Annotated in this window: 1 pseudogene; it reads left to right on the forward strand. The window is 57.2% G+C overall.

From position 1 onward, the window contains the following. Window positions 1–101: 101 nt before the first annotated feature. A pseudogene (locus EZM41_RS00085) lies at window positions 102–376 on the forward strand (hypothetical protein); the annotation flags it as partial.

The raw sequence follows: 376 nt of genomic DNA on the forward strand, positions 1-376 counted from the left end.
GTGGTTACGTCCCATGCTTCCTGTAAAACAAGTTTTTATCCCAAAGGCTTATTTCAACATTTTGTTTTATATGCTGCGCAAATACCGGGCGTAGCTGTCATTTGGCTGAACGCGCGGTGGCCCGTCCCATACGCAGGGCACGGCGCGGGTTGAAGGACCCGAAGCGACCGGTGGGGAGCTTCCTGTTCCTCGGGCCGACTGGTGTCGGCAAAACGGAGATGGCGATAGAAGTCGGAGCCGATGCCTTGGGCTTCATTTTGGCCGAGAGCAAGCGGCGCGTGACGCTGGACCAAATTCGAGAGCTCGCACGCGATATCCCCCCTTTTGTGCTGACCGTGGCTGTTGTGGCGGATCCCCAAGAGGAGGAGCTCAAAGC

The sequence above is a fragment of the Acetomicrobium sp. S15 = DSM 107314 genome (assembly GCF_016125955.1).
GTDB classification, from domain to species: Bacteria; Synergistota; Synergistia; order Synergistales; family Thermosynergistaceae; genus Thermosynergistes; species Thermosynergistes pyruvativorans.